General features: G+C 70.3%; 11 protein-coding genes. 9 read left to right on the top strand and 2 right to left on the bottom strand.

The genetic code is table 11. The features are described 5' to 3' along the window. The first annotated feature begins 2 nt into the window (after positions 1 to 2). The 3 genes from LC438_RS17950 (at position 3) to LC438_RS17940 (ending at position 4404) form a co-directional block, all read left to right on the top strand. Positions 3 to 677 (top strand): GntR family transcriptional regulator, encoded by a 675-nt coding sequence (locus LC438_RS17950; RefSeq protein WP_105675820.1) that lies wholly within the window; start codon positions 3 to 5, stop codon positions 675 to 677. Between the two features lie 144 nt (positions 678 to 821). Further along, a complete protein-coding gene (locus LC438_RS17945) occupies positions 822 to 2978 on the top strand; it encodes an adenylate/guanylate cyclase domain-containing protein (RefSeq protein ID WP_223587401.1) in 2157 nt (718 codons plus the stop codon). Between the two features lies 1 nt (position 2979). After that, entirely contained in the window at positions 2980 to 4404 is a 1425-nt protein-coding gene (locus tag LC438_RS17940) for a mechanosensitive ion channel domain-containing protein (protein ID WP_223587400.1), read from the top strand. Positions 4405 to 4452: 48 nt separating this feature from the next. On the opposite strand, the gene LC438_RS17935 is transcribed toward LC438_RS17940, so the two are convergent. Next, on the bottom strand, positions 4453 to 5391 hold the full coding sequence (locus LC438_RS17935) for a DMT family transporter (protein WP_223587399.1): 939 nt from the start codon (positions 5389 to 5391) through the stop codon (positions 4453 to 4455). Between the two features lie 213 nt (positions 5392 to 5604). Between LC438_RS17935 and LC438_RS17930 the strand changes: the two genes are divergently transcribed. The 3 genes from LC438_RS17930 to LC438_RS17920 all read left to right on the top strand — a co-directional run bounded on the left by LC438_RS17930 (position 5605) and on the right by LC438_RS17920 (position 8495). Then, complete coding sequence (locus LC438_RS17930) at positions 5605 to 5919, top strand: hypothetical protein (RefSeq protein WP_105675812.1); 315 nt, start codon at positions 5605 to 5607, stop codon at positions 5917 to 5919. A 111-nt stretch (positions 5920 to 6030) separates the two neighbouring features. Then, positions 6031 to 7317, top strand: coding sequence for an adenylosuccinate synthase (locus LC438_RS17925; protein ID WP_105675810.1), 1287 nt, complete (start codon positions 6031 to 6033; stop codon positions 7315 to 7317). A gap of 83 nt (positions 7318 to 7400) precedes the next feature. After that, positions 7401 to 8495 carry a beta-propeller fold lactonase family protein gene (locus LC438_RS17920; RefSeq protein ID WP_223587398.1) on the top strand — a complete coding sequence of 365 codons (1095 nt, stop codon included), beginning with the start codon at positions 7401 to 7403 and terminating at the stop codon, positions 8493 to 8495. A 196-nt stretch (positions 8496 to 8691) separates the two neighbouring features. Here LC438_RS17920 and LC438_RS17915 read toward each other — a convergent pair whose 3' ends face one another. Beyond that, positions 8692 to 9432 (bottom strand): hypothetical protein, encoded by a 741-nt coding sequence (locus LC438_RS17915; protein WP_223587397.1) that lies wholly within the window; start codon positions 9430 to 9432, stop codon positions 8692 to 8694. A gap of 112 nt (positions 9433 to 9544) precedes the next feature. Here LC438_RS17915 and LC438_RS17910 point away from each other — a divergent pair, with 112 nt between their 5' ends. From LC438_RS17910 to LC438_RS17900, 3 genes are all read left to right on the top strand, one after another. Next, a complete protein-coding gene (locus tag LC438_RS17910) occupies positions 9545 to 10927 on the top strand; it encodes an MFS transporter (RefSeq protein WP_223587396.1) in 1383 nt (460 codons plus the stop codon). Between the two features lie 271 nt (positions 10928 to 11198). Beyond that, positions 11199 to 12632, top strand: coding sequence for an NAD(P)/FAD-dependent oxidoreductase (locus LC438_RS17905; RefSeq protein WP_223587395.1), 1434 nt, complete (start codon positions 11199 to 11201; stop codon positions 12630 to 12632). Positions 12633 to 12889: 257 nt separating this feature from the next. After that, positions 12890 to 13192 carry a DUF427 domain-containing protein gene (locus LC438_RS17900; protein WP_105675802.1) on the top strand — a complete coding sequence of 101 codons (303 nt, stop codon included), beginning with the start codon at positions 12890 to 12892 and terminating at the stop codon, positions 13190 to 13192. Positions 13193 to 13202: the final 10 nt, after the last annotated feature.

Raw genomic sequence — 13202 nt, 5'->3', positions numbered from 1 at the left:
AGATGACGGATACGAATCTGTCACTCGACGCGCGGTTGGGGCCGTTCACCGTCGAGGGCATGGCACTGGCGGATCAGATCTTCGACCTCGTGGGGTCCGCGATCGTCGACGGAGTGCTCGAGCCGGGCGAGAAGGTCAACGACAAGGAAGTGGCCGCAGCTCTGGGCATCTCCCGCACGCCCGTGCGGGAGGCGCTGCAGCGTCTCACGTGGGTCGGGCTCGTCGAGGTGTCGCCGAGCCGGTACACCAGGGTGACCCAGGTCACCGACGACGACGTGCTCAGCACTCTCGAGCACATCGGGATGCAGGCGAGCACCGCGCTCCAGTTCGCGATGCGGCGGATGAGCGCCGACGAGCTGGTCGAGGCCGTGTCTTTCCTCGACCGCATGATCGCGGCATCCAGGGCCGACGACTCCGACGCGCTGATGGCCGAGTCGCAGGCGTTCATCGGCTTCCTGGTGGCGAAGTCGGGGAACCCCGTCTTCATCAGGATGATGTCGGAGACCAACCTGCTCGTGGCGCGCAACCTCCGCCACGTCCGCCAGCAGGAGGGTTCCGCCGCCATGCGTGCCGAGTGCTTCGAGGAGATGCGCAACGCGATGCTCCTGGGCGACGCGGATGCCGCTGAGCGCTGGTTCCGCACGCAGCACGGCGTCGGGGTCGACACGGCGCTCTGAGACCCGGTCGGGGTGTTCCTGCCCCGCAGCGGTGTTCGGCGACCCCTCCGTGACGCCCGGAGTCAGGCTCCCCCTGGACGCGATATCGGCATATCGCTAGGTTCATGAGGGGATGCCGGACCTGATGCGCGTGGCGGAGGACACATGACCGAGAGTGGACACGGAGTCGACGAGCCGGCACGAGGGAGGCGCAGACTCCGCAGGCCGGGTCTCAGCATCCAGTCGAAGCTCCTCATCATGCTGCTCGGCGTGAGCCTCGTCGCCTCGGTCGTCGTGGGCGCCATCGGCTTCATCAACGGAAGGCAGTCGCTGCACGCGGCATCCGTCGACCAGCTCATCACCATCCGCTCGATGCGCGCGGCCGAGCTCACCGACGCGGTCCACACGATGCGACTCGACGCCTCGCTGCACTCGCGCAACCTCAGCGCGCAGACGCTGTCGACCCAGCTGAACGCCGCGTTCGACGATCTGCAGCAGCGGGAGATCACCGAGGAGCAGCAGGAGCAGCTCGAGACGTACTACGCCGACACCTTCATCCCCGAGCTGGAGGCGCGATCCGACGACGAGTTCGGCTCGGAGGCGTTCATCCCGCAGTCCAACGCCGGTCGGTACCTGCAGCTGCAGTACACCGTGAAGAACCAGGACTTCGACGCCGACTACGACGCCCTCCTCACCGACAACGACAGCGGTGACGGCTCGACCTACGCCGCCGCCGCTGATCGGTACGGCGACTACTTCACCCGCCTCATCCAGCAGGCGGGCTATGAGGACGCGCTGCTCCTGAACCTCGACGGTGACGTCGTCTTCTCGGCGTACAAGGGCGTCGATCTGGGGACGAACGTGAACACGGGGCCGTACCGCGACACGTCGTTCGCCGAGACCTATCGGGAGGTCATCGCGACGAACTCGGTCGACTCGGTCGGCATGACCGACTTCGAGCGATGGATTCCCTCGATGGACGTTCCTGCGATCTGGGTGGTGTCCCCGGTCGGCAACGACAGCCGCATCACGGGAGCGATCGCCTTCCAGGTGCCGCTGAGCCGCATCAACGACGTCATGACCGGCGGCGAGGGGTGGAAGGGCCAGGGGCTCGGCGACACCGGCGAGGTGTACCTCGTCGGCCGGGACGACCTCATGCGCAGCACCTCGCGCATCCTCGTCGAGCATCCGGACACCTATGCCGACCGCCTCGTGAGCGTGGGCATCGCCAAGGACACCGCCGAGCGGATCGTCGACGTCGGCGGCACCGTCCTGCTGCAGCCGGTCAACACGAAGGCCGTCGCCGAAGCGCAGGCGGGCAGGAGCGGCACGATCGAGGGGCGCGACTACATCGGCGGTGAGAGCGTCACCGCCTATGCGCCGCTCGACATCGAGGGGCTCGACTGGGTGATCATCGCGCGGATCGACACGTCGGAGGCGTTCGCGCCCGTCGCGGACTTCACCCGCACGGTGCTGCTGTCGCTGCTCGGCATCCTCCTGGCCGTGTCCGTGCTGTCCCTGGTGCTGGCGCAGGTCTTCACCCGGCCGATCCACCGGCTCGTCGGTGCGGTGCACAGGGTCGCCGAGGGCGATCTCGACGTGCAGGTCCCGCACGGGTCGCGAGACGAGTTCGGCGACCTCGGCAGCGCGTTCAACGACATGGCGTCGAGCCTGCGCATCAAACAGGACCTCATCGACGAGCAGCAGAAGGAGAACGAGAAGCTGCTGCACACGCTGATGCCCGAGAGCGTCGCGACTCGATACAAGCAGGGAGACGAGGCGATCACGGAGGCGCACGAGAACGTCTCGGTGGTGTTCGCCGAGCTCGTCGGCTTCGACGAGCTGGCCCGCGACCTCAGCGGCGAGGAGGAGATCGGACTGCTGAACTCGCTCATGCGCGGCTTCGACGAGGCCGCGGAGAAGGCCGGGGTCGAGAAGGTGCGCACCCTGCGCGGCGGCTACCTCGCGTCATCGGGGCTGGTGGTGCCGCGGGTCGACAACATCCGCCGATCGGTCGAGTTCGCGCGCGGCCTGGTCGGCGTGATCGAGCGCTTCAACGCGCAGAACGGCGCACAGCTCGCGCTGCGCGCCGGCGTCGACAGCGGAACGGTGACCAGCGGCCTCGTCGCGCGCACGAGCCTCGCCTACGACCTGTGGGGGGATGCCGTGAACCTCGCATACCGCGTGCGCTCCGTCACAGGAGAGCCCGGCATCTACGTGAGCCAGGCCGTGCGCGACCGCACGAGCGAGATCATCACGTACGTCCAGGCGGGCACGGTGGAGTCCGACGGCAGGACCGAGACGGTCTGGAAGGTCGCCTGACATGACCGAGGCGTTCCAGGACGGCTGGGGCTGGTGGGTGATCGCCCTCGCGATCGGCGTTCCGGTGGCGTTCGTGGCGCTCACCGAGGCGATCGGAGCGCTCAGCCGACGAGGCAACCCGATCGCGCGCCCGCTGCGGATGCTGCGCAACTGGGTGATCCCGTCGGGAGCGCTGTTCGCCCTCCTCGCGTTCGCGATCCAGTCGCCCGCCGATCAGGTGTGGGTCCGCGTGGTCGCGACGGTCTTCGGCTTCCTCCTCATCCTGCTCGTGCTGTCGGCGTTCAACGTCGCGCTGTTCGCCAACGCGAAGCCGGGCTCCTGGCGCGAGCGCATCCCCTCGATCTTCGTGGAGATCGCGCGGCTGACCCTCGTGGTGATCGGCCTCGCTCTGCTCTTCTCCTGGGTGTGGGAGGCCGATGTCGGCGGTCTGTTCACCGCGCTCGGTGTGGGATCGATCGTGATCGGCCTCGCGCTGCAGAACGCCGTCGGAGGGGTCATCTCCGGACTGCTCCTCCTGTTCGAGCAGCCCTTCAAGATCGGCGACTGGCTGAACGCCGAAGGCGTGCAGGGGCGGGTCGTCGAGGTCAACTGGCGTGCCGTGCACATCGACACCGGATCCGGCATCCAGATCGTGACGAACGCGACGCTCTCGGGGGCGTCGTTCACGAACATGAGCATGCCGGCGGGCCCGTACTCGGCGGACGCGTCGGTGACATTCTCGACCGACGACCCTCCGCACGAGGTGATGGCGCTGCTGCTCGACGTCGCCGACGGGCTCCCGATGCGCTCGCCGGGGGAACGCGCGTCCGTGCTGTACTCGGGCTCAGGCGCCTACGCGGTGACGATCCCGGTCGCCGGCCCCGCCGACGCCTCCGTGGCGCTGTCGATGTACCTCTCCTGGCTCTGGTACGCGGCGCGGAGAAGGGGCTTCGCTCTCGACGGCGACTCGACGGATCCGCTCGCTGAGCCGCACATGCTCGCGCACGCGCTGACCGTGATCGCCCCGACCCTGCACCTGCGGGAGGAGGACACGGAGCCGCTGATGTCGTCGGCCCGGCTCGAGCGCTACGGAGTGGGAGAGGTCGTGCTGCCCAGCGGGGTCGTGCCCGACGAGGTGCGCGTCGTCGTGTCGGGGCGCGCCGCCATCGCCGTCGAGGCGGAGGGCGGACGGATCGACGTCGGAACCGCGGAGAAGGGCGAGCTGATCGGGCAGACGGCCCTCACCCGGGAGCGCACGCAGGCGGTCACCGTCGCCGGGGAGATCCTCACCGTCGTCGTGCTGCCGCTGGACGTCGTCGACGAACTGGTCCGCACCCGTCCGCGTCTGGCCTCGGAGATCGGCGAATCGCTGGAGCTCAAGCGTGCGCAGGCCCAGGCGCGGCTCGACGAGCTCGGGGTCGCCCGCGGATCGCTCGGCTCCCGCTGAGCCCGCGGGGGCTCCGCCGGCGCCGCGGCCATGAGCGGCCGATCCTGATCAGGGCGCTGTGGTCGCCCGCCGCCCCCAGGTCATCCGCGTCACGAGCACGCCGAGCAGGCAGAGCGCCCCACCGAGGAACATCAGCGGGGTCGGCACTTCGCCGAGGATCATCCACGACATCAGGATCGCGATCGCCGGGACGACGTAGGTGGTGGCGGACGTCTGGCCCGCCGTGCTCCGCTGCAGCACGTAGGCCCAGGTCGTGAACGCGATCGCGGTGGGGAAGATGCCGAGGTAGACGACCCACAGCGTCGCGTCGAGCGGCGCGGTCTGCAGGGCGCCGATGAGGCTGCCCGTCCAGGGGAGGAGCGCCACGGTGCCCGCGACGGCGCCGAACCACGTCAGCGTGGTCGCGTCGGCTCCGGCGCTGAGCAGGTGCTTCTGCAGCAGCGTGCACCCTGCGTACATGACGGCGGCGAGCAGGGCGAGCAGCAGGCCGGTGAGGTCGAAGCCGTCTCCGGACGACGTGTTCATGCCGATCAGGACCACGCCGAGGAAGGCGATCGGCGCGCCGATGACGAGGGGCCGCGGAAAGCCCTCGCGCAGGAACAGCCCGCTGAACACGACCACCATGAGCGGGGCGAGGTTCACGACCATCGCGGCCGTGCCCGCGTCGAGCGTGCGCTCGGCGGCGTTGAGCGCGAGGTTGTAGACGCAGAACCACCCGACGCCCCACAGCACCACGAGAGGGATCTGCCGCCGAGACGGAGGGCGGATGCCGCGGCGCAGCGCGATGAGCCCGAGGGCGACGGCGCCGACCGCCATGCGCAGCAGCGCGAGCGCTCCGGGGTCGAAGTGCGGACCGGCCCCGCGGATGCCGATGAACGCCGAGGCCCACAGCACCACCGTCACCAGGGCCGCGACGAGCACGAGCGGTCCCTGTGCGGGTGTTCCGGCGCTCGCACGAATCCCGGGGCTGCCGGATGCTGCTGACATCCCTCGATTCTGACAGGGGCCTCCGACACCGGGCGAGCCGCCGGAGCGCCACGGTCCGCACTTTTCCAGCCACCGTGGGGCGGATCCGCCCGAGCGTCAACCCTCGACCGATTCCCGCCTTGCCGATCAGCTCTCGTCGAGGGCCGGCCGCGGAGCCGTCGTCGTACTCTGTCACAGGGCGCGAGTCTGCAGAGGGACTGATGAAGGAGGGCGATGATGCCGGTGGACAGGACTAGAGATGGGTCCGCGGGTAACGGCGGACGGACGCTGTCTCCTCACAACTCCTCGCTGCTCGCCGAGATCGGTGGTCAGAATAGGGCTTTCCGCGCAGGTTCCCTTCCTCTGGCCCATTACCAGGCGTTCATCGCGGCGAGGACTGGACTGTTCGAGAACGATGGATCGGGCATCCGCGGGGCGGCTGCCGCCCTCGACGCCGAGTTCGAGCACATCCTGTACGCGGTCGAAGAGAGCGGTCAGCATGCCGAGGCAATCGTCGCGGCGGAAGGGTTCCTCTCGCGCTTCTCCTGATGCGGCTGCCCCTCCCGGAAAGACCGAAACCAGCCTTCGATAGGATGGAGTCGCCCGAAGAGGGCCAGCTCATCAGCCGGTGCAAACCCGGCGAAAGCAAGGGGGTCTCCCATGCCAGGAATCGTTATCGTCGGCGTCCAGTGGGGCGATGAGGGCAAGGGCAAGGCCACAGACCTGCTCGGCGAGCGCACCGACTGGGTCGTCAAGTTCAACGGCGGCAACAACGCCGGGCACACCGTGGTCGTCGGCGACGAGAAGTACGCCCTGCACCTGCTGCCGTCCGGCATCCTGTCGCCCGGGGTGAACCCCGTGATCGGCAACGGCGTCGTGATCGACCTCGAGGTGCTGTTCTTCGAGCTGGAGGCCCTCGCGGCCCGCGGCATCGACGTGTCGCGCCTGCGCGTCAGCGCGAACGCGCACATCATCACGCAGTACCACCGCACGCTCGACAAGGTCACCGAACGCTTCCTCGGCAAGCGCATGATCGGCACTACCGGCCGCGGCATCGGCCCGGCCTACGCCGACAAGATCAACCGCGTCGGCATCCGCGTGCAGGACATCTTCGACGAGAACATCCTGCGTCAGAAGGTCGAGGGCGCCCTCGACCAGAAGAACCACCTGCTGGTGAAGATCTTCAACCGCCGTGCGATCACCGCCGACGAGATCGTGGAGGACCTGCTGTCCTACGCCGAGCGCCTTCGTCCGATGGTCGCCGACACCGGCTACCTCATCGCGCAGGCCCTTGAGCGCGGCGAGGTCGTCGTGTTCGAGGGCGGCCAGGCGACGATGCTCGACATCGACCACGGCACCTACCCGTTCGTGACCTCCTCGTCGGCGACGGCGGGCGGGGCGTCCACCGGATCCGGCGTCGGCCCCGGAGCCCTCGACCGCATCGTCGGCATCGTCAAGGCGTACACGACGCGAGTCGGCTCCGGTCCCTTCCCGACCGAGCTGTTCGACGAGCAGGGCGAGTGGCTGCGCAAGCAGGGCTTCGAGTTCGGCACCACCACGGGCCGCCCGCGTCGCGTCGGCTGGTACGACGCCCCCATCACGCGCTACGCGACCCGCATCAACGGCATCACCGACCTCGTGCTGACCAAGCTCGACATCCTCACCGGACTCGAGCAGATCCCCGTGTGCGTCGCCTACGACGTCGACGGCGTGCGGTTCGACGAGGTCCCGGTCAACCAGACCGACTTCCACCACGCCACCCCGATCCTCGAGTACTTCCCAGGCTGGAGCGAGGACATCTCGGTCGCGCGCACCTTCGAGGATCTGCCGCAGAACGCGCAGGACTACGTGCTCGCACTCGAGGCGATGAGCAACACGCGCATCTCGGTGATCGGCGTCGGCCCCGAGCGCGATCAGGTCATCGTCCGTCACGATCTGCTCGACTGAGCGCGCGCGATCGGGGACCGGCGTACGCTGGTCCCCGATCCGGCAAGCGGTTTCCGGATCGACGGTGACAGAGGGAGACACGGATGACGCGGTTCTGGCTCGGCGGATACGGCCCCGCGATGGAGGGCATCGCAGACGGCATCGGCCTGCTCGCGGGGGATGAGGGCGCGGAGACGTCGCTGAGCTACCGCGGCGCCGTCACGTCGACCCCGTCGCCGTCGTGGCTGGCGCAGCACCCCACGCTCGACGTCGTCTACGCGGCGCTGGAGGGGGATGCCGCCGTGCAGGCGTTCGCCCGCAGCGGGGAGTCCGCGCTCACCCCGCTCGGCGAGCCCGTCGAGGCCGGACAGTACGTGTGCCACGTCGCCGTCGCCCCGAACGGCTCCTCGCTCATCGCCAGCTGCTACGGAGACGGCAGGGTCGTGCGCATCGGCCTCGACGCCGCCGGACGACTGATCCCGGATGCCGCGAACAAGGCCGCAGAACTGCGCGCGGCGCTCCTGGGCGAACCCGCGGCGGAAACCGGAGCCCCGGCCGGAACCGCGGCCGCGGCATCCGACCCCTACGGCGCCGAGGGCCGTGAGTCGCACGCGCACGCCGCCGCCTTCCTGCCCGACGGCCGCATCGCGACCACCGACCTCGGCTTCGACCTCGTGCGCATCTGGCGGCAGACCGCCGGCGGCCTCGCGCTCGATCACGAGGTCGTTCTGCCGAAGGGCACGGGGCCGCGGCACATGGTCGTGCACCCCAGCGGGCATCTGCACGTGGTCACCGAGTACTCCTGCGAGGTCTTCACGCTCGCGGCAGGCCCTGACGGCACCTGGGCGGTCGTGTCGTCCGTGCTGTCGAGCCCGATCGCCGAGATCGGCGTCGACTTCCCCGCGGAGCTCGCCCGCACGCGCGACGGGCAGTTCCTCTACACGGCGCTGCGCGGCAGCAACACGATCGCGGCGCTGCGCGTGCGCGGCGCCGGTGAGGCCCTCGAGCCGATCGCGCTCGCCGACTCCGGGGTCGACTGGCCGAGGCACCACCTCGTGCACCAGGGCAAGCTGCTCGTCGCCGGTCAGCGCTCCGACACGATCAGCCTGATCGACCTCGACGAGCGCACGGGCGCGCCCCTCGGCATCCGCCATCGGGCTCCGGTACCCACGCCGACGCACTTCCTGCCCGTGCGCTGAGGTCGCGCGCGGTGAGCGCTGTCTCGTCGAGGGGTGTCGCCCTGTGCGCTGATGCCGCGTGCGGAGTGAGCACCGCGTCGTCAGGGGTGACGTGCGTGCGGCTGTGGAGCGTGCTCCGGCAGCGTCCTCGGCAGGTCAGCGCGGGGCCGAGGCGATCGCCGCGACCCCGCGCTCTGCGCTCACCGGGACGGGCGGATCAGGGGCCGACGACCGTCTGGCTGCGGGTGTTGTTCGTGGCGTCGGCGTCGCCGGGCAGGGTCATCACGGCGGACGTGATCGAGCCGCTGTGGCTGGGGCTCACCCTCAGGGAGATGCCCGCGGGGGCGTCCCCGGGGTTCAGGGCCGCGGTGGTCTGGCAGGACACGACGATGGTCTCCTCGAAGACCCCTCCCGCGTTCAGCGACGTGGGGAGAGACGAAGGGGTGCAGGTGAGGCGAGGGTCGATCGCCCCGCTGCCCGTACCGAGGTCCCCGTTGATCTCATGGTTGACGATCGTGAACTCCACGGTCGACCCCGCGGGGATGGCGGCGGTGGATGCGGCGCTCGGTCCGAAGGATCCCGTGTAGTCGAGCGTCGACACTCCGCTGGCCTGGTCGAACGTCTGGACGACCGCGGCGGTGACCTCGCCGTCGATCACGAGGGGCGTGATCGGCGTCTCGGACGGCGACGGCGAGGGTGACGGCGTCTCCGCCGGTGCCGGCGTCTGCGCCTGCGACTGTGCGGGAGGGCAGTCCGCGGCCGCGGACGCGGGCTCGGCGGCGAGCCCCGTGAAGGCCGCTGCTCCCAGCAGGATCGCGCCGAGGGCGAAGGTGCTCCGAACGAGACGCGGGCCCCTCCCTCGGAGAAGCAGGACGGCTCCGGTCACGGCGGCCACGACGCCCACGATCAGAAGAAGGAGACTGGGCTCGGTGCCCGTCTCCGCCAGTACGCAATCCATCGGGAAACTCCTCATCGGCAAAGACTCCAATGTATCGGTTGCGCGGGCGTGCCGACGTGCCGAGCATCCCGTGCTTGACCTCAACCATTGTTGAGGTTCTAGCGTCGAACCCATGACCTTCGACACGGGAGGGGTGTCGACCGCCAAGGCCGTCGCCCCCGGCATCATGAGCGGCGCGTACCTCTGGATCACCATCGGCGCGTGCGCGCTCGTCTTCCTCGGGGCGTTCGAGTCCCTGGCCGTCACGACGGTGATGCCCACCGTGAGCGCCGAGCTCGACGGCGAGCGGCTCTACGCCCTCGCCTTCGCCGGCCCCCTCGCCACGGGCGTGATCGGAATGGTCGTCGCGGGCAACTGGGCGGATCGCCGAGGACCGGTCGAGCCCCTGTACACCTCGGTGGCGGTCTTCGTCGCCGGACTCCTCGTCGCCGGGCTCGCCCCCAGCATGGCGGTCCTGGTGGTCGGCCGCTTCGCGCAGGGCCTCGGCAGCGGCGGACTCATGGTGGCGCTGTACGTCGTCGTCGCGAAGGTCTACCCCCGTGACCTGCATCCCGCGATCTTCGCCGGCTTCGCCGCCGCCTGGGTCATCCCCTCGCTGATCGGGCCGTCCGTCGCGGGCGCGGTCACCGAGCTGTGGAGCTGGCACTGGGTGTTCCTCGGCGTCGTGGTGCTGGTGCTCGTCGCTCTCCTCATGGTCGTGCCGGCGCTCCGCGGTCTCGCCCGGAGCGGCGACGCGGCGACTCCCTGGGCGTTCGGTCGGCTCGGATGGTCGCTGCTGGCCGCTCTCGCCGTGCTCGGCCTCAACCTGCTCGGAGACGTCCCCGGCGCGGGACCGGCGCTCGCCGCGGCGGCCGTCGTCGTGGCGCTGATCGCCGTCCGCCCGCTGCTGCCGGCAGGGGCGCTGCGGGCTCGCCGAGGACTCCCGTCGGTGATCCTGGTGCGAGGACTCACCGCGGCGGCGTACTTCGGCGCGCAGATCTACATCCCCTACCTGCTCATGGATCGCTACGGGCTCTCGCCGACGATCGCCGGCCTCTCCCTGACCGGCGGCGCCCTCGCGTGGTCGATCGCGGCGACGGTCCAGGGACGCATGGGCGCGCGCCTGGACAGCGTCGTGGCGGTGCGGATCGGCACCGCCCTGGTCTTCGCCGGGGTGGGGGTGTCGCTCGTCGCGACGGCGCTCAGGGCGGAGGCGATCGTGATCGTCGTCGCCTGGATCGTGGCGGGCGCCGGCATGGGTCTCATGAGTCCGCGGAGCAGCGCGCTGACCCTCGGGATGTCCTCGACCGAGGACCAGGGGTTCAACAGCGCGGCCATGACCGTCTCCGACTCGTTCGGCAGCGCGCTCGCGCTCGCGCTCACGGGGGTGCTGTTCGCCGGAGCGGCGGCGGTCGCCGACCCGTTCACCGCGGTGTTCGCGCTGGCCGCGGTGATCGGCCTCGCTGCGGCGGTGCTGGCTCCCCGGCTCGCGCCGCGGGAGGTGTCGGCGGGCTGATCGGCGCGGGGCCCTGTTTACCGCGGTCGCCTCGGCCGCCCAGATGCGTGTTCGCCGTGGACGCCTTTTCGCGGCGGTCACCTGTTCGTTCGGGCTCTGTTCGCGGCGGCATCCGCCAGAACTCCGGAGAAGCACCGCGGTTCAGGGGCGGGGCGCACGTACGGACCACCGAACCTGACGGATCTCCGGAGTTCTGGCGGGCGGGCGGAACAAGACCCCCGTGACTCCGCGTTGCTCTTGAGCAAGACTGGGCGACGGAGAGGTGCGACGCATGACTGCTGAGAAGACCGACGAGTACGACCTGATCGTCCTGGGCGGAGGTCCGGTCGGCGAGAACGTCGCCGACCGCGCCGTGCAGGGCGGTCTCACCGCGATCATCGTGGAGAGCGAGCTCGTGGGAGGCGAGTGCTCCTACTGGGCGTGCATGCCCTCGAAGGCGCTGCTGCGCTCGGCGCAGGCGCTGCGGGCCGCCCGGCACGTCGGAGGCGCCGCCGAGGCCGTCACCGGAGAGCTCGACGTCGCCGCCGTGTTCGCCCGCCGCGACTCCTTCACCAGCAACTGGTCTGACGACGGCCAGGTGCGCTGGCTCGAGTCGGCGCACATCGACCTGGCGCGCGGTCACGGCCGCCTGACGGGTGAGCGCGAGGTGACGGTGACGGATGCCGATGGAACCGAGCGCGTGCTCCACGCCCGGCACGCCGTCGCGATCAGCACCGGATCGGATGCCGTCGTCCCTCCCATCGACGGACTCGCCGAGTCGGCGCCGTGGACGAGCCGCGAGGCCACCAGCGCGAAGGAGCTGCCGGAGTCGCTCGCGGTCATCGGCGGCGGGGTCGTCGCGGTGGAGATGGCGACCGCCTACGCGGCCCTCGGCTCGACGGTCACCCTCATCGCCCGCGGCGGGCTGCTGGGCGGGATGGAGCCCTTCGCCGGAGAGCGGGTCGCCGCCGGCCTGAAGGAGCTCGGCGTCGACGTGCGCCTGTCGACGGGCACGTCGTCGGTGCGGCGCGACGAGGAGGGGGTGCGGGTCGAGCTGTCCGACGGCTCGACCGTGACGGTATCCGAGGTCCTGGTGGCGACGGGGCGGTCCCCGCGCAGCGACGACATCGGACTGGAGACGGTCGGGCTCGAACCGGGGAAGTGGATCGCTGTCGACGACACCCTGCGCGTGCCGGGGGTCGACTGGCTGTACGCGGTCGGCGACGTGAACGGGCGCGTGCTGCTCACGCACCAGGGCAAGTACCAGGCGCGCGCCGCCGGAGACGTGATCGCGGCGCGCGCGCTCGGCGGCGAGGTCGACGACGCCCCCTGGGGTCGCCATGTCGCCACGGCGGACCACGCGGCCGCGCCGCAGGTGACGTTCTCGATCCCCGAGGTCGCCTCGGTCGGACTGACGGAGAAGGCGGCGCAGGATGCCGGTCTCCCGATCCGCGTCGTGGACTACGACCTCGGCTGGGTCGCCGGTGCCGGCCTGTACGAAGACGGCTTCGCGGGGCAGGCCCGGCTCGTGATCGATACGGAGCGGGATGTCGTGGTCGGCGCGACGTTCGTCGGGCCCGAGGTGGCGGAGCTCGTACAGACCGCCACGCTCGCGGTGGTCGGCGAGGTGCCGATCGCGCGGCTGTGGCACGCGGTGCCGGCCTATCCGACGATCAGCGAAGTCTGGCTGCGGCTGCTGGAGGGCTACGGCAGGGAGTCGGCGTGAACGAGGTGACGGCGTGAACGGGGAGTCGGCGTGAGCGGGGTGCGCGCATCGGCTGCGGAATGTCGGCCGGCGGTGCGTTTCGTCGGCGGAAACCGCGCGGATGCGACCGGCATCCGGGTTCCGCGCAGGCAATCCGATCGAGCCGCGGCTCCGAACAGGTGCGGGAATGTGTCGCACATTGACGGACTCCGGGCGATCCCGGCCCTGATGTCCGTGACCTCTTATACGCTCGAAACCACATCCGAGGAGGCAGGACCATGAAGGCTGTACTCGCAGGAACCGTCATCGCCGAGGCCGACGAGAGCGATCTCATCCGCATCGAGGGCAACTGGTACTTCCCGCCGGCATCCGTCGTCGAGGGGGCGCTCGTGGAGAGCCCCACCCCGTACACCTGCCCGTGGAAGGGCGTGTGCCAGTACTACTCGGTGCAGGCCGGCGGCGAGCTGCACGCCGACCTCGCATGGTCCTACCCGCATCCGTATCCGACCGCCTTCGACCGAGTCGGCAAGGACTTCTCCGGCTACGTCGCCTTCGCGCCGGGCGTCGAGGTCGCACCCTGATCGCGCACGT

This window comes from Microbacterium sp. OVT16B (genome assembly GCF_019969705.1).
Lineage (GTDB): Bacteria > Actinomycetota > Actinomycetes > Actinomycetales > Microbacteriaceae > Microbacterium > Microbacterium natoriense.
The sequence above is the reverse complement of the archived record's forward strand: the minus strand, read 5'-3'. Positions and strand labels throughout refer to the sequence as shown.

Excerpts from the sequence above, each read along its gene's own strand:
- LC438_RS17920 (WP_223587398.1), top strand. The coding sequence starts at position 7,401 with ATGACGCGGTTCTGGCTCGGCGGATACGGCCCCGCGATGGAGGGCATC.
- LC438_RS17925 (WP_105675810.1), top strand. The coding sequence starts at position 6,031 with ATGCCAGGAATCGTTATCGTCGGCGTCCAGTGGGGCGATGAGGGCAAG.
- LC438_RS17940 (WP_223587400.1), top strand. The coding sequence starts at position 2,980 with ATGACCGAGGCGTTCCAGGACGGCTGGGGCTGGTGGGTGATCGCCCTC.
- LC438_RS17905 (WP_223587395.1), top strand. The coding sequence starts at position 11,199 with ATGACTGCTGAGAAGACCGACGAGTACGACCTGATCGTCCTGGGCGGA.
- LC438_RS17900 (WP_105675802.1), top strand. The coding sequence starts at position 12,890 with ATGAAGGCTGTACTCGCAGGAACCGTCATCGCCGAGGCCGACGAGAGC.
- LC438_RS17930 (WP_105675812.1), top strand. The coding sequence starts at position 5,605 with ATGATGCCGGTGGACAGGACTAGAGATGGGTCCGCGGGTAACGGCGGA.
- LC438_RS17950 (WP_105675820.1), top strand. The coding sequence starts at position 3 with ATGACGGATACGAATCTGTCACTCGACGCGCGGTTGGGGCCGTTCACC.
- LC438_RS17935 (WP_223587399.1), bottom strand. The coding sequence starts at position 5,391 with ATGTCAGCAGCATCCGGCAGCCCCGGGATTCGTGCGAGCGCCGGAACA.
- LC438_RS17945 (WP_223587401.1), top strand. The coding sequence starts at position 822 with ATGACCGAGAGTGGACACGGAGTCGACGAGCCGGCACGAGGGAGGCGC.
- LC438_RS17915 (WP_223587397.1), bottom strand. The coding sequence starts at position 9,432 with ATGGATTGCGTACTGGCGGAGACGGGCACCGAGCCCAGTCTCCTTCTT.
- LC438_RS17910 (WP_223587396.1), top strand. The coding sequence starts at position 9,545 with ATGACCTTCGACACGGGAGGGGTGTCGACCGCCAAGGCCGTCGCCCCC.